The sequence below is a fragment of the Methylomonas sp. TEB genome (assembly GCF_047777895.1).
In the GTDB taxonomy this organism is placed as follows: domain Bacteria; phylum Pseudomonadota; class Gammaproteobacteria; order Methylococcales; family Methylomonadaceae; genus Methylomonas.
In genome coordinates, this window is the sequence record NZ_CP180476.1 from 3103932 (window position 1) to 3123639 (window position 19708).

Annotated in this window: 19 protein-coding genes; 10 read left to right on the forward strand and 9 right to left on the reverse strand. The window is 51.2% G+C overall.

Annotated features, from left to right (window positions below):
- Window positions 1-21: 21 nt before the first annotated feature.
- Both ACMXD4_RS13885 and ACMXD4_RS13890 read right to left on the reverse strand, forming a co-directional pair.
- Window positions 22-357, reverse strand: a complete 336-nt coding sequence (locus ACMXD4_RS13885; RefSeq protein WP_415878476.1) for a trypco2 family protein — start codon at window positions 355-357, stop codon at window positions 22-24.
- Between the two features lie 183 nt (window positions 358-540).
- Window positions 541-1299: a class I SAM-dependent methyltransferase gene (locus tag ACMXD4_RS13890; protein WP_415878477.1), complete on the reverse strand. Its 759-nt coding sequence runs from the start codon at window positions 1297-1299 to the stop codon at window positions 541-543.
- Window positions 1300-1895: 596 nt separating this feature from the next.
- On the opposite strand from ACMXD4_RS13890, the gene ACMXD4_RS13895 reads away from it, so the two are divergent.
- The 4 genes from ACMXD4_RS13895 to ACMXD4_RS13910 all read left to right on the forward strand — a co-directional run bounded on the left by ACMXD4_RS13895 (window position 1896) and on the right by ACMXD4_RS13910 (window position 6035).
- Window positions 1896-2717 carry a hypothetical protein gene (locus tag ACMXD4_RS13895; protein WP_415878478.1) on the forward strand — a complete coding sequence of 274 codons (822 nt, stop codon included), beginning with the start codon at window positions 1896-1898 and terminating at the stop codon, window positions 2715-2717.
- 325 nt (window positions 2718-3042) lie between these two features.
- Window positions 3043-3564, forward strand: a complete 522-nt coding sequence (locus tag ACMXD4_RS13900) for a DUF1097 domain-containing protein (protein WP_101055547.1) — start codon at window positions 3043-3045, stop codon at window positions 3562-3564.
- 429 nt (window positions 3565-3993) lie between these two features.
- The gene (locus ACMXD4_RS13905; protein WP_415878479.1) at window positions 3994-5541 is read left to right on the forward strand and encodes an alpha-isopropylmalate synthase regulatory domain-containing protein; all 1548 of its coding nucleotides are present in this window, start codon (window positions 3994-3996) and stop codon (window positions 5539-5541) included.
- A gap of 371 nt (window positions 5542-5912) precedes the next feature.
- Complete coding sequence (locus tag ACMXD4_RS13910) at window positions 5913-6035, forward strand: hypothetical protein (protein WP_415878480.1); 123 nt, start codon at window positions 5913-5915, stop codon at window positions 6033-6035.
- 224 nt (window positions 6036-6259) lie between these two features.
- On the opposite strand, the gene ACMXD4_RS13915 is transcribed toward ACMXD4_RS13910, so the two are convergent.
- Window positions 6260-8122: a hypothetical protein gene (locus ACMXD4_RS13915; protein ID WP_415878481.1), complete on the reverse strand. Its 1863-nt coding sequence runs from the start codon at window positions 8120-8122 to the stop codon at window positions 6260-6262.
- 595 nt (window positions 8123-8717) lie between these two features.
- On the opposite strand from ACMXD4_RS13915, the gene ACMXD4_RS13920 reads away from it, so the two are divergent.
- Genes ACMXD4_RS13920 through leuB form a run of 3 tightly spaced genes read left to right on the forward strand, consistent with a single transcriptional unit; the run spans window position 8718 to window position 10354 of the window.
- Entirely contained in the window at window positions 8718-8927 is a 210-nt protein-coding gene (locus tag ACMXD4_RS13920; protein WP_415878482.1) for a hypothetical protein, read from the forward strand.
- 57 nt (window positions 8928-8984) lie between these two features.
- Window positions 8985-9218 carry a hypothetical protein gene (locus ACMXD4_RS13925; protein ID WP_415878483.1) on the forward strand — a complete coding sequence of 78 codons (234 nt, stop codon included), beginning with the start codon at window positions 8985-8987 and terminating at the stop codon, window positions 9216-9218.
- 29 nt (window positions 9219-9247) lie between these two features.
- Window positions 9248-10354, forward strand: coding sequence for a 3-isopropylmalate dehydrogenase (leuB, locus tag ACMXD4_RS13930; RefSeq protein ID WP_415878484.1), 1107 nt, complete (start codon window positions 9248-9250; stop codon window positions 10352-10354).
- 141 nt (window positions 10355-10495) lie between these two features.
- On the opposite strand, the gene ACMXD4_RS13935 is transcribed toward leuB, so the two are convergent.
- Window positions 10496-12571 carry a carbon starvation CstA family protein gene (locus ACMXD4_RS13935; protein WP_415878485.1) on the reverse strand — a complete coding sequence of 692 codons (2076 nt, stop codon included), beginning with the start codon at window positions 12569-12571 and terminating at the stop codon, window positions 10496-10498.
- 241 nt (window positions 12572-12812) lie between these two features.
- Here ACMXD4_RS13935 and ACMXD4_RS13940 point away from each other — a divergent pair, with 241 nt between their 5' ends.
- Window positions 12813-13304 (forward strand): cytochrome P460 family protein, encoded by a 492-nt coding sequence (locus ACMXD4_RS13940; RefSeq protein WP_415878486.1) that lies wholly within the window; start codon window positions 12813-12815, stop codon window positions 13302-13304.
- Window positions 13305-13330: 26 nt separating this feature from the next.
- Here ACMXD4_RS13940 and ACMXD4_RS13945 read toward each other — a convergent pair whose 3' ends face one another.
- From ACMXD4_RS13945 to ACMXD4_RS13965, 5 genes are all read right to left on the reverse strand, one after another.
- Window positions 13331-14278, reverse strand: coding sequence for a histone deacetylase family protein (locus ACMXD4_RS13945; protein ID WP_415878487.1), 948 nt, complete (start codon window positions 14276-14278; stop codon window positions 13331-13333).
- 275 nt (window positions 14279-14553) lie between these two features.
- Complete coding sequence (locus ACMXD4_RS13950; protein WP_415878488.1) at window positions 14554-16152, reverse strand: peptide chain release factor 3; 1599 nt, start codon at window positions 16150-16152, stop codon at window positions 14554-14556.
- 327 nt (window positions 16153-16479) lie between these two features.
- The gene (locus ACMXD4_RS13955; RefSeq protein ID WP_415878489.1) at window positions 16480-17289 is read right to left on the reverse strand and encodes an ABC transporter permease; all 810 of its coding nucleotides are present in this window, start codon (window positions 17287-17289) and stop codon (window positions 16480-16482) included.
- On the reverse strand, window positions 17286-18023 hold the full coding sequence (locus ACMXD4_RS13960; protein WP_101055543.1) for an ABC transporter ATP-binding protein: 738 nt from the start codon (window positions 18021-18023) through the stop codon (window positions 17286-17288). The genes ACMXD4_RS13955 and ACMXD4_RS13960 overlap by 4 nt, the downstream gene beginning before the upstream one ends.
- Entirely contained in the window at window positions 18020-18982 is a 963-nt protein-coding gene (locus tag ACMXD4_RS13965; protein WP_415878490.1) for a PQQ-dependent catabolism-associated beta-propeller protein, read from the reverse strand. Before ACMXD4_RS13965 ends, ACMXD4_RS13960 begins: the two co-directional genes overlap by 4 nt.
- A 309-nt stretch (window positions 18983-19291) precedes the next feature.
- Here ACMXD4_RS13965 and ACMXD4_RS13970 point away from each other — a divergent pair, with 309 nt between their 5' ends.
- Both ACMXD4_RS13970 and ACMXD4_RS13975 read left to right on the forward strand, forming a co-directional pair.
- On the forward strand, window positions 19292-19468 hold the full coding sequence (locus ACMXD4_RS13970; protein ID WP_415878491.1) for a hypothetical protein: 177 nt from the start codon (window positions 19292-19294) through the stop codon (window positions 19466-19468).
- Between the two features lie 22 nt (window positions 19469-19490).
- On the forward strand, window positions 19491-19619 hold the full coding sequence (locus ACMXD4_RS13975; protein WP_276308167.1) for a hypothetical protein: 129 nt from the start codon (window positions 19491-19493) through the stop codon (window positions 19617-19619).
- Window positions 19620-19708: the final 89 nt, after the last annotated feature.

A 19708-nucleotide genomic window follows, 5' to 3' on the forward strand; every position in this document is an offset into this window, starting at 1 on the left:
AATCCCCGCTAAATGCCTCGGTTATTCATCACCTGACAACAATAGTTTACTCGGCTCACCCGTCTGCGGATCCGGGTTCTTCACATCCACCGGTTGTAAATTAAATTTGATCTTATGCGTAGCTGCATGTTTATAAGTGGCAGAGGCCTCTGCATCAATGCCGCCCAACACCCAGAAATTAAATTTACCGCCAGCTTTTCCACCTACCGATTTTTCGACCACCATTTGCAATTCCACTTCTACGCTATTGACGTTAAAGCGGATGGTTTCCGCTTCGCCATGAGCGGAAGCCGTCACCAAACTTTGTCTCAGCTCTTGAATCACTTCCGCCAAATTCAGCTTGTCGTTCTCGTTCATAGCCGCTCCCTTCGTCATTTATTTAAAGTGTTGGGCGTAACCGACTGTGTTTTACCAATTCGTTATCGGGCGCCTTTCTGAGCGCTCTGAATTGTCTTTGAACTCAATCTCCCCAACAGTTATCTTTCCCGTGCTCCAGCGATGCGCAGTGCCGGAGCACGGAAACGATGACCGATAAAAAAACTAAGCCAATTTCGGCTTTATCGCGGTCATCAACATGTCCACGCCTTCACGATAAGGCGAATGCACATCGCTGAATCCGAGAGATTGCAGCGTGAATATCACGGCTGGCACATGCATGATGTGCTCCGGTGATTCGTCGCTCAGCAAATGTACCACCCAGTCTTCCAAAAGATCGTAACGCTGCAGTTCCCCAAAGGTCTTGAACCAGTGGCGAATGTCGGCTTGCGTGGAAGCCAAATGCCGCGCGGGATCATCGATAGCGAAGCGGTCGCCGTTTGCGAACAATCCACCCGGTTTAAGCACGCGCCAGATTTCGGCAAAGACTTGATCCCGATAGTCATTCAGAAAATTGTGAATGGCATAATTCGAGGCCACAACCTCAACGCTGGCGTCCGGTTGCTGCTGTAAAAAAGCTAGCGCATCGCTCTCGATGAATTCGACACGACCGTTGTCGACATACTCCGCCAAATTCGCGCGCGCCTGCGTAAGCATTGCCGCTGAGGCATCGAAAGCGCGCAGATGCAGGTCCTCGCGCTGAGTAAGCAAGGACAGCGTGCTCAATCCTGTGCCGCAGCCGATCTCAAGCCCCTGTAGACTATTGCCGGGATGCCATGCGGCGACTGTCTCGCCGAGCTTTTGCGTCAGCACCACGACATTGGGACACATCATACCGAGAAAATCGTACTCTTCACCGATGCGGCCGGTAAACGGATTCTGTGCGGTTAAAGAAGGCATCACGGCATTTTCATTCGAATTCATAAATAGCGTCCCGGTTTGTTTAATAAATACGCGCTGGTGCTTGATTACAGCGGGCAGGAAGGAGTGTGTGGATTTCGTATTTTTGCTCTGAAATTATAATCAGATAAACGCGCTACGGATACCGAGCCACCCACTTCCCCACACGCTGGCATCCTTCGCGTTATCTTCTAGCCGCTAACCTCGATAAATCGCAGTCAACACGCCAAGTTTTAGGATACACGCCTTGTTTCGCATAACGATGAAAACGCGAATGGGGCCAATCTTTAAGCGTTCTAATCCAGCCATGCGTGACCGGATTTCGATGAATGTGGCGGACATGCTGCCGCTAATTCGATACAGCGTTATTGTCATATAAACCCGGCAATATTTTGTTATGATCTGACCCATGTAGTCTGCTCTCTGCCTAGAATACTGGCTTGCCCTTAAATTCCCGGCATTCTTCGTTGCCGCCTGCCGCGGCGCTAATCTACTTGAACCGCTGGACTGCCTGCTGCATGAGAGCGACGATATTGACGGGTTGAATTGGTCATCAAACTAAAGGTTTAGACCTCTTGGGAAAATGATTTTCAAGCGCTTTTAAATTGGAGAAATACGTTATGTCTAAATTACGATTTGTTGTTTCCACGTTGGCGTTGGCTTGGCTACCCAATGCTCAGGCGGCCTACAGCGGTAGTCTGTCGTTTGTTCAACCTACCGGCACTGTCGTTGCGACCGATAACATTCCGATTTGGTTGAAACTAAGTTTGGACGCCACATCGGATCCCTTGGTTTTTTCCAGCACAGGTGGCGGTAACCCGCCGTTTGGCATCAATCCGGCCAACTACCCAAGCAGCTTTACTTATTACGATTCAAACACTAGCCAAAGCAGATACATAGACAATGGCGTACTTATCACCGTGGATAGTATTTCTTTGAGTACTTCTATTGGTTGTGCCGGTACATTTCTGGCCGATAGCTGCTCTTCCGGACCTTACGAATTCAATTTCGACTCCAGCCCGAACAGTATCCTAAGTAAGCAGAATATAGCCTTAAACCCTGGCGATAGCGTTGAGTATTTGCTTGGCGAATTTACCCCGAAAAATGGCGCAGCCGCAGCCGGCGAATACGAGTTTTATACGGCGGGATTGAGTCTATATTTTTACGGTACGGTTAGGGCTCCGAAATTAGATGAAAACGGTGCACCGGTTCTGGATGGGAACGGAGATCCTATTTTGGAGGACTTTGTTAACGCCGACGGTAGCCTGGAAATCGCCAGCACCGCATGTGCAGCGCAACCCGATTCAACTTGCTCAGAAAAATTTGCGCGGACAGTCGTCGCAGCTCCCGTGCCTGTGCCCGCCGCGTTTTGGTTATTTGGTTCAAGCCTGCTCGGTTTTATCGGCTACCGCCGGCGCGAAATCTTTACGCGGTCTATCTGAGTCGTAGTTAAAGCACGTCTGTCTTCTTAAATACTCCAAACCGCCAGCCCTTATATATGCTGGCGGTTTGGAGGTTTTCAGCCAAATAGTTCAGGTTGCGCGCCCGCATTACCTGACACTTCCGCCAGTCGAAATGATAAAACCCCACGACAGTGCATGCGTTTAAATCAGCCGAGGATTGGTATCTGGAGGCTATTCTCTGCTACCATTCAAATCGGTCGAGGCGGGATTGCTTGGCCGTAAATGGATTTCGGTTTTGCAGGGCAGCCTCTATGCATTATCGAGCAAACCACTATCGATGAGGCGCAATATCAGAGGGACAATAATGGACAAACTTACAGCACTTTCTTTAAGCATCGGCGTATTGGCAGGCGTAGCCACATTTTTGGCGGTGGGACCGGCCAGCGGCGTGTTCTTTATCTGGGCCGCCACCATTGCCTGGGCAGCGTATTTTTTCTTGGGTGCGACCAAAGAAGCCTTGAAAAATACTATCGTCTGCGGCATTTTCGGCGTATTCATGGCCTGGGTAACGGCGATTATCTTGACCGGGATTTCGCCGGACACTGCCTTAGGTTTTCCAACAATGGCCGCCATTACGGTGACTTTTGCGGTCGTGGTGATGTGCCTGGCCGCCAATTTTCCGCAATTGGCAACCATTCCTGCTAGCGTCTTAGGCTATTCATCCACGTTTGCCTACTTATTGCAAACCCCGGACAAGTTGACGCAAGAAGTCTTGTTCGGCGCATCGCTGAGCAATCCTTTGCTAGTGATTTCAATCTCAATTGTAGTGGGTACTTATTTTGGTCAGCTTTCCGCGCAATTAGCGGCTAAGTGGACTAAAGAGTAACCACATTTTTAGGCTGAACCGTCGGGCTTACCGGCAAACACCCACTCCGATTGTTCGGCAAAAATAGGCGGAATGTAAAAACTCCGCCTAACCACCAAAAATATCTGTCGTTTAATCATCGTTCCACTCAGAACTCTTCGGCTCCCAGCGAGGAACGCGAGTGCCGATTTCCCTCCCCTGAGTTTCGCTGCTCGCAGCCCCGGAATTAGCCGCAAATTGCCAATTCATTCTGTTTTAGGCGAAAATGGCGCGTTACGCATAGCTCAGTCTCTTTCGGAATAAGCAATCAGATTGCTCATAAACCGCGCGACCAGCTTATGCACAATGGCCATTTAATGAAGATGCACGGGGTGTCGCTATCGCTCTACCCTGTCTACGCATTAACTTGGTCAGATACCGCTACAGGACGCATCGAGAACAACAAAAATCATGTCTACCCATTCAAGACACATCCAGTTAATGGATACCACGCTGCGCGACGGCGAACAGACCCAGGGCGTTGCTTTTACTCCGATGGAAAAAGTCAGCATAGCCAAAGCTTTGTTGCAGTTTTTGCGCGTTGACCGCATAGAAGTGGCTTCGGCGCGGGTTTCGGAAGGCGAGAAGGAAGCCGTCAGCCTGATCAATCAATGGGCACGACACGAAGGTTTTGCCGAGCGCGTTGAAGTCTTGGGCTTTGTCGATCATACCCGCAGCGTCGATTGGATCAAATCGACTGGTGGTAGCGTGATCAATCTGCTGGCCAAGGGCAGCGAAAAACATTGCCGCGAGCAACTCGGCAAAACCCTGGATCAGCATAGTGCCGATGTGCTGCAAACCATAGAATACGCCCACGAGCAAGGCTTAAAGATCAATGTCTATCTGGAAGATTGGTCCAACGGCTACAAAGACAGCCGGGATTACGTTTACGGTTTGATGGAACGCTTGCAACAAGCCCCGATCAGCCATTTCATGCTGCCGGATACCTTGGGCGTGATGGCGCCTGACGAAGTATTCGCCAGCTTTAGCGATATGTGCCAGCGCTACCCGACGCTGCAATTCGATTTCCATCCGCACAATGATTACGGTTTGGCGACCGCCAACGTCATGGCGGCGGTGCGGGCCGGCGTCAGCGCGGTGCATTGCACTGTCAACTGCTTGGGCGAACGGGCCGGCAACGCTTCCATTGCCGAAGTGGCGGTGGTACTACGCGATAAAATGGCGATGGAACTGTCAGTGGACGAGAGCCATTTGGTGCGCATCAGCGAAATGGTGGAAAACTTCTCCGGCAAGCGCGTCGCCGCCAATGCGCCCATCGTCGGTGCCGACGTGTTCACCCAAACTGCGGGTATCCATGCCGATGGCGACCAGAAAGGCGGTTTGTATAAAACCAAGCTCGGCCCTGAACGTTTTTCCCGTATCCGCAGTTATGCCTTGGGCAAAATGAGCGGCAAAGCCTCTTTGAAAAAAAATCTGGAGCAGTTGGAACTGGATCTGTCGGAAGAAGACCAGAAGAAGGTTCTGGCGCGCATCGTCAGTATCGGCGACTCCAAACAAACCATTACCACCGACGACCTGCCGTTCATCATCGCCGACGTGCTGGAAAGCAAAAGCTATCAGCACATCAAATTACTGGCTTGCTCGATCAACAGCGGCCTGGATTTGCCGTCTACGGTCAGTATCCGCGTGGATGTCAAAGGCGAGAAACACCAGACCACCGGGGCCGGCAGCGGCGGTTTCGACGCCTTTATCGACGCCATCGGCAAGGTATTGCAACATTACGATTACACCTTACCGACGCTGGCCGATTTCGAAATCCGCATACCCAAAGGCGGCCACACCAGCGCCTTGACCGAATGCGTGATTACCTGGGATTGCGGCACCGAACTGCGCAAAACCCGCGGCGTACACGTCAACCAGGTATTTGCCGGGATTTTAGCGACCATCAAGTTGATCAACATCCAGTTGCATGAAAAGGCCAATAGCCCACAAGCTTAGATGAGCGGCCCGCAGGACAGCCTGCCACGCCGAAAGCAAACGCCTTCAATCCCTAACCCAGTCATTGTCCGAGGAAAATACGCTCGTCGAGTTGTACCGAATTTAAGGCATCCACATAGTAAATTTTGATAAAGCAAGCCATCATAATTTATATCGAGAAAATGCTATGCGGAACACCGTAACCATTGACGACACCTTATACCAAAAGCCCTGAAAATGGCCGACCCAGACATGGATAAAGCCGAAATCTTCCGGGAAGCGATGAAAACCTTTGTATGGGTTCAGGCCGCCAAATGCTTAGCTGCCTTGGGCGGGAGCCTACCGAAGATGACTGATATTCCCCGAGAACGCGGCCAAACCAACTCGTCCGCATGATATTGGTCGATACCTCGGTTTGGGTTGACCATTTCAAAAATCGTAACGAAGACTTGGTACGTTTGCTCGTTTCCGATTCGGCGTTGATTCACCCGCTGATCGTTGCCGAATTGGCCTGAGGTACTCCGCCCGCGCCGAGAGCCCAAACCCTGAACAACCTAAGCCAGTTAAGGCTTTGTAACCAAACGAACTGTAAGAGTTTATCGAGCGGGAAGCGCTGTTTGGCTTGGGCTGAGCGCTTCGGCGTGGCTTATCAAACATCGCAGTCCCGAATTGAAATCTCAGATTCGTAGGGTGGGAAAATTTGCCCATAATTAGGTCATTAAATCCTACGGAATTATTTTTAGGGTGAGTAGTTTCCGAAAAATTTAGAGTAATCAAACCAATACGGTGTTGCAGTTGCCCAAACGGTGTCGCCGTATTGGTTTTGTAAAAGCAGAAATGCTTGTTTTGAACTTGGGCCATGACCAACACATCCGTATCTAGTGGTGCGAATAGCATGATGCAGATTGGAAGCCTGCTGTTTACGAACCGCATCCGATGCCGGATTCTTGATTTTTCTGGCAATCACCGCTTCGGATAAATATTGCGGTGCATCAGGTATAGCTTCTAGCGCCGCTATTTCCTGTTTATCCAGCAACTGTTTGTAAGGGTGCTTGGCGAACGCGGCTTTTTGGCGTTCGATATACGGCGCAAACTCGGCGCTGATGTCGCCGCGAAATAGCAAATTACCGTAAGGTGTCACCTTTGCATAATCAAAAAGCCGGTCTTCCAACTTGCGCTGATCAAAACGGCACCACCAGTTATTGTCCTTGTGATTGAAGATATCTATGGCCTTGAAATTGTCTTCCACTTCATTTTCCCTGGCGTTAACCAGTGGAATCCCGGTAAAGGGTTGCGGTCTGAAGCGCGGCATACGCAACACCAAATCAATGTAATCGTTTTTGCTGTGGTTATCGACAGCGCTTAAAACTCGCTCACGAATCGATGGATTCAGTTTTGCAACCAATGCCGAATACTGGTTGATGGTGTGGTCATCCATGTTTAACAGAAATGCTCGTGTTAACGCTGCACGCGCCAGATAACCCCGGTCGCTACTTTCGATATTGCCAGCATCCGCCAATTGATACAAGGCTTTGGCTGGCAACATATTGAGCAAATACTGCCAAAGCCCTTCGTCGTTTTCAAGAAGCAAATCGTCGCGATAATCCCATAGATTGTGCTTGGGTGCCGAGGCGATGACTTCGTTCCACTCGGAGGCCAACAAGTTGCGCCAGTGGTTAAAACTAACCGGATATTGTTGACGAATAACTTGCAAAGCCAGTCGCGCGTCGTCGGTGTTGCCGGCATACACCAGCCAACGCAACAAGTTTTTTAAGCTTTTTCCGTGCGACCGATTGGTGTATGGGCGGCGGCCAAGCCTTCCATCGAATAAAGTTTTATAACTGGCGTAGTTTTTTATCAAGTCTAGGGCAGCGCCGTGTTCACCCCGGCCTAAATGGAGACGGATCAGGTTTTCCCAAAGATCAAACAGCCATTCCCGATATTCGGGGGTTTCGCCTTGCCATGAATTCGTCAAAAAAGGAGTTGCGCTTTTTATGATCTCGCCGGCTAGAGGCGTCTGGGGATGAGTCCGCGTAATGGCTATTTGCAGCCATTCGCCGCCGTCTCCGTGTTGCCATCTCTTCCAGGCATGGCTGACTATATTTTGGTTTTGAGCCCAGTAAGCATGATCTTTCTGATGTAAAGCCCACAGCCAATCGGCGGTAAAAACGTTGTATGCCCATTGGGCCTGCATCCAGTCGACAAATTCATGCGCTGGCGCAAGGTTTTTTACTGCCTGCATGCGGGGCGACAGTGCTGCCGTATCGGTTATCCACCAATCCACCGCAAGGGAATCCGGCGCAAAGAGCGGAAAATAACCGTCAAGTTGCTCCAGCGCGTCAAAATAATCCTTATAAGCTTGGTTAAAATCGGCTGCATTTGCAGGGGCTATTTTAATTAAACTAATGAGCCATGCTAAATGTTTGCTGGCCAGCTCCGCTGTAATTGCTTTGACAGGCCAAGCAGTGGGATTCATTAGGATGAATCGATAGTTGGCTGCAATATCATGCACGGTTTTGAACGAAGAGTCGGCCAGTATACGGTCGGCTTTATCGTAAGCCTCGTCGGCGCGTTTAAGTTGGGCCAGACATCGCAGAGTCATGTAAGCCGCCGTAGCGCGAAGCGGGGCTTTCGAATCATTTTCGACCTGTTGATAGAGCTCTAAAGCCTTGTCGAACTCTCGCTTATAAAAATGGTAACTGGCCGACTGGTAAAGAAAATCGCTCGGAGCTCGGGAAGGCAAGGGCTTTAAGAGCTTAATCGCTTGAGGTGGTTGACTGTTTGCGCGTCGGACATCGCAGGCGGAAAAAACTTTATCCTGATTCTCAGCCCATAGTTTTTGGTAGGCGTTAGCTTCCCCTAGTTCTAGACGAATTTGCTTTAACACTGCCAACGCATTGTCGTAATGACAAGCCGAATGACCATCCGATAACGAGCCTAATTGGTATACCCCCATCCCCAACAATAATTTATGCCAGAACACTTCAAAATTTTGAATATCGCCGGAACTGTGATGTGGCGGAGCATCGGATCGGTATGCGTAAAGTTCTTCGGTTATTAGTTTTGGTCTATCTACAGCAAATGATGGCGATCCCAATACAAACAGCACGGTTGCAAGAAATGACGGTTTAGCTATTGACATGATATGGGGTATTTGAAGGTTGAAGAGCTAAATTTCACGGCTAACAAAATTTGCTATGGTGACATTAGCCAGCTTAGTTGATTTTGTCGAATGTTGTTGTAAACGGACGGTTGTTATTACGGGTTTTTCATCATTCCCACGCGCCGGCGTGGAAATGATGAAGGCCAGCTCCTTTGCTGCGGCAAATAAGCCGATTGCTGATTATCCATTCGCCACTGCTTTATTTTTTACTCGGCCGTTGAGCGAAACTTTCACCACCATCTAAGCTTTTTTCTCAGTCATTGGACAAATAACTCCAACTATTTCGCTCGGAGCTAAAACGATGGCGTTCGGCGAAAGAATGATCGAGAAAATTACTCGGTTTTCCGGCATCGGTGGGTTATTCAAGTCCTATGAGACGTGTTTTCTTCCCTGTGAATTAACAAAAAATGAATACAAATTCCGTCCCGATCAAGCTTTTCCTGCGTTTGTCAGCAAAGCCGTTTTTCGGCGGAAGCGTGGCGGCCAATCTGCTAAAATCCGCTGTTTATTTTTCGATAGAAATTTCCTGATTTAACGCTTTAATCACTCAGCACTCACCATCTCATGAAAAATTACAAAATCGCAATCCTGGCCGGCGACGGCATCGGCCCTGAAATCACCGCGGAAGCCATCAAGGTTTTGAAAGTCATCGAAGAACGTAACGACGTTAGCTTCGAACTGATGCCGGCTTTGTTCGGCGCCTGCGCTTACTTCGCAACCGGCGATGCTTTCCCACAAGCCACCATCGACATTTGCGATCAAGCCGACGCTATCCTGAAAGGCACCATAGGCTTGAATCACGAAGAATCGAAGAAAATCCCGGTCGACAAACAACCGGAGCGTGGCGCTCTGTTGCCGCTACGCCGCCGCTACAACACCTACGCCAACTTTCGCCCGGTTTTCCTGCCCAGGTCGTTGGCGCATTTCTCGCCGCTGAAGCCGGAAGTGATCGGCGATGGCATCGATTTGATTATGGTGCGCGAGCTGGTCGGCGGCCTGTATTTCGGCCAAAAAGAAGCGGGAGTCAACGAGCAAGGCCTGCGTTACGTGCGCGAAACCCTGGAATACGACGAGGAACAAATTCGTCGCATCATGCACCAGGCCTTCAAACTGGCGCAAAAACGCCGCAAGTTGCTGCACAACATCCATAAAAGCAATGTGCTGAAATCCAGCGTATTGTGGAACGAGGTGATGGAAGAAGTCGCCAAAGAGTATCCGGATGTTCAGGTCGTCAATTATCTCGTCGATTCGGCCGCGACCGCACTGTGTCTGAAACCGACCCAGTTCGACGTGATGGTGATGGAAAACATGTTCGGCGACATTCTCAGCGACCAGGGCGGCGGCATTTTGGGCTCGCTGGGCCTGATGCCGTCAGCGTGTATCGGTCCGGACAAAGCTTACTACGAACCGTCGCACGGTTCGGCGCCGGACATCGCCGGCAAAAACATCGCTAATCCATACTCGATGATCGGTTCGGTGGCGATGATGCTGGAAAACAGTTTTGGCATGGAAGCGGAAGCGAAAAACGTCTGGGCGGCCATGCAGGGCGTATTTGCCGACGGCTACTCTACCGCCGACTTATCCAAACCCGGCAGTGGCGTCACCATGATCAGCACGGTTGAATTTGGCGACAAAGTGGTGGCAAAGCTACGGGAAATGCCTAAAGTCTAATAAGGGCTTGCCATACGATAACGCGGCGCAGGCTGCGTTATCTTTGCTTCTACAAGCCTCGTATCCCAGTTGCTGGTATTAACGTCAAGGACGGGTGATTAAAACAGTATCCGCCGCGACGCCTACTTTTTCGAAAATGCTTTAGTCCCTTACCCACTCTTCAACCAAACGGCTGGGTGTATGCGGCGATTCGCTGGATTGCGGGTGGTTTTTGCCGGCGATGACGCAATAGATCACGCGCAGGGTGTCTGCCAATAATAGCCAGGTGATCAGCATAAATAAGCTGGTTAACCCGGCGTTCAAGTAGTCGTTGAAAATCAAATGCGGTGCATTTTTGACTTGCTCGGCTGGCAGAGCGCCGTTGGCAAGCCTGGCGGATAAATCGGCGGCATGCGATAAAAATCCCACCCGCAAATCGGCGGCAAACAGTTTTTCCCAAGCGGCGGTGCTGGTGACGATAATCAACCAGGCCAGGGGGGTTGCCGTGACCCACACATATTTCAGTTTGTCCGACTTCACCAATATCGTGGTGCCCACGCATAAGGCTATTGCCGCCAGCATTTGGTTGGCGATGCCGAACAAGGGCCACAGACTGTTGATGCCGCCTAAGGGATCGATAGTGCCCATATACAGGAAATAGCCCCAAGCCCCGACCACCAGAGCGCTGGTCAACAGTATGCTGGGATAGCTGTTGGTTTTAGGCAAACCAACATTGCTCAGAATATCTTGCAACATGAAGCGGGCGACGCGGGTGCCGGCGTCGAGTGTAGTCAGAATAAACAAGGCCTCGAACATGATGGCAAAGTGATACCAGGCCGCCAGTAGATGCTCGCCGAATACTTGCGCAAACAAACTAGCCATTCCGACCGCCAGCGATGGCGCCCCGCCGGTGCGGGCAAACAAGGTAGATTCGCCCATGGTTTTGGCCAGGGTTTGCATTTGTTCGACGCTCACCGGAAAGCCCCAGCTGCTGATTTTGGCGACCGCGTCCACCGCTTCCTTGCCGACGATGCCGGCCGGACTGTTGATGGCAAAGTACACGCCCGGCTCTAAAACTGAGGCGGCGATCATCGCCATAATCGCGACAAAGGATTCCATCATCATCGCCCCATAGCCGATGAAGCGGGCGTCCTGCTCGTTAGCCAGTAGTTTGGGTGTGGTGCCGGAGGAAATCAGGGCATGAAAGCCGGAAATGGCCCCGCAGGCGATAGTAATAAACACGAACGGAAACAGTTTGCCGCCAAAGATAGGCCCGCTGCCGTCGATGAACTGGGTCAGGGCCGGCATTTTCAGTTCCGGGCGCAACACCACAATGGCTATCGCCAGAGCGCTGATGGTGCCCAGCTTCATGAATGTGGATAAATAGTCTCTCGGTGCCAGCAATAGCCAGACCGGTAACACGGCAGCGGCAAAGCCATACAAAATCACCATCAACGCCAGTTGCGGTGCGTCGTAATCGAACCAGCCACGGATGGTCGGATTCTCATCGATCCAGCCGCCGCCAAGTACCGCAAAAATCAACAGGGACACGCCAATCAGCGTGGCTTCGGCGACTCGTCCCGGCCGCAACTGATTTAAATACAGGCCCATCAACATCGCGATCGGAATGGTCGCCGCCACGGTGGATGTGGCCCACGGGCTGTGTTTCATTGCATTGACCACCACCAAACCCAATACCGCGATCAGAATCACCATGATCACCATCACGCCCAGCATCGCTGCCGTACCGCCGATATTGCCCAGCTCATCCTTGGCCATTTGCCCCAGCGAGCGGCCGTCGCGGCGTACCGAGAAGAACAGCGTGACAAAATCCTGGACACAACCGCCCAACACCGCGCCGATCAAAATCCACAAAGTACCCGGCAGATAACCGAACTGTGCGGCCAGAGTTGGGCCGATCAACGGGCCTGGTCCGGCAATCGCGGCGAAATGGTGGCCGAACACCACCCATTTGTGAGTCGGCATGAAATCGCGACCATCGTCGAAACGCTCTGCGGGAGTGGCGCGGCTGGAATCCAATACCAAAACTTTGGTCGCGACAAATGCGCTATAGAAACGATAACCCATCGCGTAGATGCAAAGCGCCGCGACGATCAACCACATGCTATTGATGCTTTCACCGCGTTGCAAAGCAATGCCGCCGATGGCGAAGGCGCCGGTCAGGGCGACGCAAGCCCAGAAAAAAATGGACGGTACTTGTTTGTTGGGGCCAGACATGGCGGGTTCCTTTGGATTGTAATCGGTGTACTGCGTGATAGAGTTCGCAAAATGGTAGCATGCCAGCGTCAATTGCTGTTGGCGGATTCGCTTTGAAACCGGCTGTTTTGCCAGGTTTTACCCGTAATTCGCCATTGCAAACGGCTGGTTTTATTCAGCTGAATTGATCAGGCGTTAGCTACTAACGTGCCGGCGTATAATAACGGCTTGGTATCCACTACAGATAAAGGAGGACGAGAATATGAACAGAACTATTTTCAGCGGCTTATGTTTGGCAGCGGTGGCGTTAATGCCGTTTAGTCTGGCTTTCGCGGAAGCCCAACCGACTGCTAAACCCGAACATGGCGAATACCGCGACTGGCGTTTGCTGGGCGTGTCTTTACGTCACGATAAAAACAGCATACGCGCCATCGTTGGTAACCACGTGGCTATCGCTGCCGCGCGTGCAGGTAAAGTCAAACCTTGGCCGGACGGCAGCATCATCGCCAAAATTAAGTGGGGCGAAAGAAAGCATCCGAACTGGGAACAAGCGACTGTGCCAGGCGAATTCACTGCGGCGGAAGCGATGGTGAAAGACAGCAAGAAATACGCTGAAACAGGCGGTTGGGGCTTTGGTATATGGGAAGGTAAAACTTTAAAAATGTTGGATCAGGAAAAATCCGCACCTTGTTTTGCTTGCCATATGCCCATGAAAGACAGCGATTACGTTTATACCCTGCCTAATCTCCAATAAACGCGGTATTTGAGACGAGAGGCAGTTCATTCGCCTCTGGTTGGGCTGCCCATCAAGCTGCGGACATGAGCGGCAACACTGTTAGCTAATGCGCTTAGATTGTATCCGCCTTCCAATGCCGAAATGATTCGACCCTGGCAGCAGGCATCGGCGATGCAAAGCAATTCGTCGGTAATCCAGCGATAGTCGTCTTCCACCAGGTCCAGCGATGCCAAAGGATCGTCTCTATGGGCGTCGAAACCCGCGGAAACCAAAATCAATTCGGGCTTGAAGGTTTTCACTGCCGGCAAAATGGACTGGCGATATTTATCCCGAAACACCTCGCCGCCGCTGCCGGTAGGCAGGGGAATGTTGATGATGTTCCCGATACCGCTTTCCGAGGGATGGCCGCTGCCGGGGTAATGCGGCCATTGATGACTGGAAGCATAGAGCACTTGCGGCTGTTCGCAAAAAGCCGCTTGGGTGCCGTTGCCGTGGTGCACGTCAAAATCCACGATGGCGATTCGGGTCAGGCCGTAGCGGCTGCGGGCGTATTCTGCGGCAATGGCGATATTGTTGAACAGGCAAAACCCCATCGCATAGTCCGGCATGGCATGGTGGCCGGGAGGGCGGGTGGCGCAAAAAGCCCTGGCGCTTTGGCCGGTGCAAATTCTATCGACGGCATCGCACACTGCGGCCACGGCCCGCAGAGCTGCAGGTTTGGAACCGGGCGATACCACGGTATCCGCGTCAAAATTGGCGTAACCTTGTTCAGGAATGGTTGATAGCACTTTCGCTATCATGGCCTTGCTGTGTACCAGGCCAATCTTATCGAGAATGTCGGCGGGAATGTCGACTGTGATTCTTTGCAATGGCGCAAATTCGGGTGCCGACAAGGCTTGTTCGATCACATGCAGCCGGTCAATGCTCTCTGGATGGGCTACGCCGGTGTCGTGGCCCAAAAAATCCGGGTGACTATAGTAAAGTGTGCGCATAAGCTTACTCCTGCGGATGTTGCTTAAAGTCGTATCTTTATCGGATTGGCTTCGGCAGTGTATATCCCTCGCGCAAATATATCTATAAATATTAAGTGTTTAGCCTATTTTTTATTGATCTGAGTTTTTGCGCTGGGAGATAGCGGCGCGGGGGGTTCGTGGGTAAATAAGGGCTACAAATGATGGTATCGGCCGTGAAAAAGCTGTGCAGGAATCGCTTGGCCGCAAGCGATTCCGCATGATTTGGATTTAAAAGATGGGCTTTGAATCAGCTTTCAAAGCTCTCTGGTCTGACTGAAATGAATGTCCGGCCAGCGCTCTTCGGTCAATTGCAAATTCACCCGGCTGCTGGCCAGATAAACCAAATAGCCGCCGCCATCTTCAGCAAGGTTTTCGAAGGCCTTGTTCTTAAACTCTTCCAGTTTGGCCGGATTTTTCGCGCTGACCCAACGCACGGTATTAATCGGCGAAACGTCGTAAGCACATTCCACGTTGTATTCGTTTTTGAGACGATGGGCGGTGACATCAAACTGCAAAATACCCACCGCACCTAAGATCAAATCGTTGTTTTTCAGAGGGCGAAACAGCTGGGTAGCGCCTTCTTCGGTCAATTGAATCAAACCTTTTTGCAGTGCTTTGGCACGCAGCGGATCTTTTAATACCACGCGGCGAAACAATTCCGGCGCGAAATAAGGAATGCCTCCGAATTTCAAGACTTCGCCTTGGGTAAAGGTGTCGCCGACCTGAATAGTGCCGTGGTTGTGCAAGCCTATGATGTCGCCGGCATAAGCTTCCTCGACGTTTTTACGGCTGTCCGCCTGAAAAGTAATGGCGTTGGCGACCTGAATGTTTTTACCAATGCGCACATGATTGACCTTCATGCCTTTATCGAATTTGCCGGAACAGATTCTTAAAAACGCCACGCGGTCGCGGTGCGCCGGGTCCATATTGGCTTGGATTTTAAACACAAAGCCGGTGAATTTTTCTTCCTCGGGCATCACTTCGCGTTGCTCGGCTTGGCGTGAGCGCGGCCCTGGTGCATATTCGGCAAAAGCGTCCAGCAATTCGATGATGCCGAAGTTATTGATCGCCGAACCAAAAAACACCGGAGTTTGTTGACCCGCCAAATATTTCGCGTGATCGAATTCGTGACTGGCACCTTTTACCAGTTCAATCTCATCGCGCAATTCTTCCGCTTGATAACCAAGTAGCTCGTCGAGCTTGGGATTGTTCAAGCCTTTGATGACTTCGGCTTTGGCGATACGACCGCCGTGGTGCGGACTGAACAGCAAAATTTCGTCTTTATACAGCTGATAAACCCCTTTAAAGCGCTTGCCCATGCCTATCGGCCAGGTCATCGGCGTGCATTGAATTTTTAGCACGCTTTCGACCTCGTCGAGCAGTTCGATCGGTTCACGGCCTTCGCGGTCCAACTTGTTGATGAAGGTCAGGATCGGTGTATCCCGTAGCCGGCAGACTTCCATCAATTTGATGGTCCTGTCTTCTACGCCTTTCGCTACGTCGATCACCATCAACGCCGAGTCTACGGCTGTTAATGTCCGGTAAGTATCTTCGGAAAAGTCTTCGTGGCCTGGGGTGTCCAGCAAATTGATGATGCAATCGTTATGCTCGAACTGCATCACCGAGGTGGTCACGGAAATCCCCCGCTCCTTTTCCATTTCCATCCAGTCGGAGGTGGCATGGCGCGCCGCTTTACGACCTTTGACCGAGCCGGCTAACTGAATGGCGCCGCCGAACAGCAGCAATTTTTCAGTGATGGTGGTTTTACCGGCGTCAGGGTGGGAGATGATGGCAAAAGTGCGGCGTCGCTTGTATTCAGGAAATTCCATTGATTGCTTTATTTGAATTTGCATAGTTGTGTACACAATGATGTACACAAAATTAAAAGTACACTTCCGGCAATGCGCTAGGTGTTGCCGGAAAATCTTGAAATTATATCGTAGATTCTTCCCAGGCGATGACGTCGTCCGAATCCTCGAATTGCCTCACGTTAAATGTAACCGAAGGGGGTAATTAAAAACGGGTCGTCAACTTAGATTATCGGTTGGTTTTTGCTATGCGCAGCTTGGTTTATCGCAGGACGAATGGTGAAACAGCCCATGGCTATCGGTGTTCTACACACAAGGCTTAGCTTCAGGAGATTGGCCGGCCATCTAGGGGGATATTCGGCCAATTCGCTATTAATCGCCACCACCACCTTTTTTAACCATCATGCCCTTACTCGGGTTATAGCCCATGATCGCCGCGCCCATAAACAGCAAAAACGCCGCGCCGGTAAAGAGTAAGGCCTGTTGATTAAACTGCTCGTACAACGCAAAACGGATCAACTCAACCGCTTGCGAGAACGGGTTGTATTGCGCCAGGGTTGACAACAATTCGCTGGACTCCTTGATCTTCCACAACGGATACAAAGCGGTGGACATGAAGAACAGCGGGAAAATTACGAAGTTCATCACCCCGGCAAAGTTCTCCAATTGCTTGATAAACGACGACAGCAGCAAACCCAATGCCCCCAGCATCATGCCGGCCAGCACCAGCGCCGGCAAAATCCAGACATAGCCGATCAACGGTGCTTGAATATCGTACAGCCAGGCGATGCCCAGGAAAGCGTAGGATTGCAACACGCCCACCGCCGTACCGGCGATCAGCTTGCTGCACAATAAAAACCAACGCGGTAACGGACACACCATCAACATACGCATGCTGCCCATTTCCCGGTCGTAAACCATCGAAAGCGAGCTTTGCATGCCGTTAAACAACAGGATCATGCCCAACAATCCGGGGGTGATATAAACCTCGTAAAGAATGTAAGTCTCGTAGGGCGGCGCAATGGCGATACCCAAGGCGGCACGGAAGCCGGCGGCGAAGACGAACAGCCAGACCAACGGCCGCACCAAGGCCGAGACGAAACGTTCGCGCTGATGTAAAAAACGCAACAATTCGCGGCCGACGATGCCGACCGTTGCTCGCCAGTAATGTAAAACCCTCATGCTTGCGGCCCCTGAGTCAGTTTTTGGAATACCTGGCCGGGATCGGCCCACCCAGTGGTCTGCAATATCTCCGAGAGCTTGCCACTGGCTTTGACCTGGCCCTTGTGTAAAACAATCAAGCTATCATCGGCGGCAATTTCGTCAATCAAATGCGTGGCCCACAGCACGGCTAGATTTTGCTGCTTCACCAAGTCATGTACATGACTAACAATAGCCTGACGGCTGGGCATATCCAAACCAACCGTCGGCTCGTCTAGCAGCAGCAAACTGGGTTTGTGCAGCAAGGCGCGGGCGATTTCCACTCGGCGCTTGTGGCCGCCATTCAATTGCCTGACCTTTTCGCCGCGGCGTTCGAACATAGCCAGACGCTCCAGCTCTTCTTGGATACGCTTATCGGCGGCTTTGCGGCCGATGCCGTGTAAAGCCGCGTGATAGCGCAGATTTTGTGTGACCGATAAATCAGGGTCCAAAGTAGTCTGCTGAAACACCACACCCAAGCGCGCCAAAGCTTGCAAACTTTGCTTTTTTAGATCAAAACCGCACAGCTCAATGCGCCCTTCCCTGGCATCGTAAAGCCGGGTGATCAAGGAAAACAGAGTGCTTTTGCCGGCGCCGTTCGGCCCGAGCAAGATGGTGCATTCGCCGGATTGGACGTTAAAACTTACGGCATCCAAGGCCTTTTTTGCACCGTAGGCAAAGCTCAGGTTTTCAACCGCTAAGGCAATCTCGGTCATGGTTTAACCGCCACACCCCAGGGATAACGACCCACCGCCACTGATTTGGTCACTTTATGGTTTTCCAGATCGATGATCGACACATCGTTGCTGACGCCATTGGTGGTGTACAAACGCTTTTGATCCGGCGAAAACGCCAAATTCCACACCCGCTGCCCAACCAATAAAAATTTCTCAACTTTATAGGTTTGGGCGTTGATCACCGCTACGCGATTGGCTGGCCCCATCGCCACGTAACCGTAGCGGCGCTCCTTATCGATCGCGATGCCCACCGGCTGAATCTGATCGCTACTGACACCTTGTACGTCCAGTTTGATGTTCTGCATGATCTGTTTGGACGCCGCATCGATAATGGTCAGCGTGCCGGCCATTTCTGACGTCGCCCATAATTGCTGGCTATCGTCGGTAAACGTTACCGCGCGCGGCCGCGGATCGACCAGTGTGTTATCCGCAATTTGCCGAGTGTTGGTGTCGATCCAGTGCAGCATATTGGTGGTTTCCGAGGCGCTGATCGTCCATTTGTTGTCGGGGCTGACGGTAATACCTTCCGGCTCCACGCCTACCTTGATCTTACCGACGGCTTTTTTTGCCGCGATGTCGATGACCGTTACCTCGGCATCATCTTCGTTGGACACGTACATGAATTTGCCGTCCGGGCTTAAAGCAAAGGTTTCCGGATCTTCGCCGGACGGCAATTTGCCAATTTCCTTCAGTGTTTCCGAATCGATCATGCGGATGGTGTTATCGTCGCTGGTAGCAACGAACAGTGTCTTGCCATCCTTACTGATCGCGATCCCGCGTGGCCGCTGGCCAACAGGTACGGTTTTGACTAGTTTGCCTTCGACGGGATCGAGTACCGCAATTGCGTTATCTTTTTCCAGCGTGACGAATACGGTTTCGGCTTGCGCGGCCGTCGCAAATAAGATGGCGGCCATTCCGGCCATTTTTATCGGGTGCATAAACTTTTCCTTGGTATGCCTGATGTCATTTTACTGGTCTATTTAGTGTAACGAGAGATAACGCTTCACCAACAAATCGATGTAGTCAGCGGAGAGGGATAGATATAAAACCGCTAACACGGCCTATCACAAGCAATGCCCTCCCCTGCGGTTGGGAAGTTTAACCCGAAGCTCGACGGGATTACATCCCTTCGCGCGTAGGGAAATTATCCTAATTTATCCGACCATTAAATATCGCCACCGCGGGTAAAAAACGCTGCACCCTGTACCCTAGAACAATACCGGATCAGCTACTGTCAAGGCGAAGATATGCACAACACTCGCCATTTGTTATTTGCATCGCAAAAACCGGCAGAGGAGGTTGCCAAAAAACTTAATTTGGAAACACAAGATCAATTGCTGTTAAATTCAAGCTGCCAAGGACATAGAAATGAAAATTTACCTAATAACGGAAGACCAACTGGAAAACATTGGAAAAAAGCATGATTCTCTGCTTAAAACCGGAAGCATGTGCGATCTGATGCTGGACATCGCGGCGCAAGCCGATGATGTTCAAACCTTCGATGCCGCACTGGAGTTAGCCAACTGTGAGCTGGATAGATTGGAACTGTTTTTTGATACCTGTGACTTGGTTTGAGTTGATTACTGTCGGATTACCGACCAATCACTGTTGCGCAGAGATGCCCTTATCTGCAAAAGCAACGCCGGCCCGCTACAACACCCGAA